Raw genomic sequence first — 469 nt, forward strand, 5'->3', positions numbered from 1 at the left:
GGCGGCACCTTGTTCTCGTCGTGAGAGGCAAATTCGCCGGCCGCATAGACGATCTTGCCGCCGACCATCGTGAGCTCTGACGTGAGGAAGGAAATCTCGTCCTCGGCGCAGTTGAAAAAATCCTTGTCCGGCACGATGAGGTCGGCGAACTGCCCTTTCTCAATGCGGCCTTTCTTGCCTTCCTCGTTTGAAAACCACTGCACCTTCTCGGTCCACATCCGAAGCGCCGTCTCGCGATCGAGGCAGTTGGCGCGCGGGTAGAGCTGCATGCCGCCGACCGTCTTGCCGGTCACCATCCACGACAGCGAAACCCAAGGATTGTAAGAGGCGACGCGGGTAGCGTCGGTGCCGGCGGAGACGTTGACGCCCTTTGCCAGCATCTTGGCCACCGGCGGCGTCGCTTCAGCGACACCATGGCCGTAGCGCTCGACGAAGTACTCGCCCTGATAGGCCATGCGGTGCTGCACGG

Annotated in this window: 1 protein-coding gene; it reads right to left on the reverse strand. The window is 61.8% G+C overall.

Going from position 1 to position 469, the window contains the following annotated elements:
* A partial coding sequence (locus tag IB262_RS35500; RefSeq protein WP_192494586.1) for an amidohydrolase family protein occupies nt 1-469 on the reverse strand: 469 nt, incomplete at both ends.

The organism is Ensifer sp. ENS02 (assembly GCF_014851885.1).
GTDB classification, from domain to species: domain Bacteria; phylum Pseudomonadota; class Alphaproteobacteria; order Rhizobiales; family Rhizobiaceae; genus Ensifer; species Ensifer adhaerens.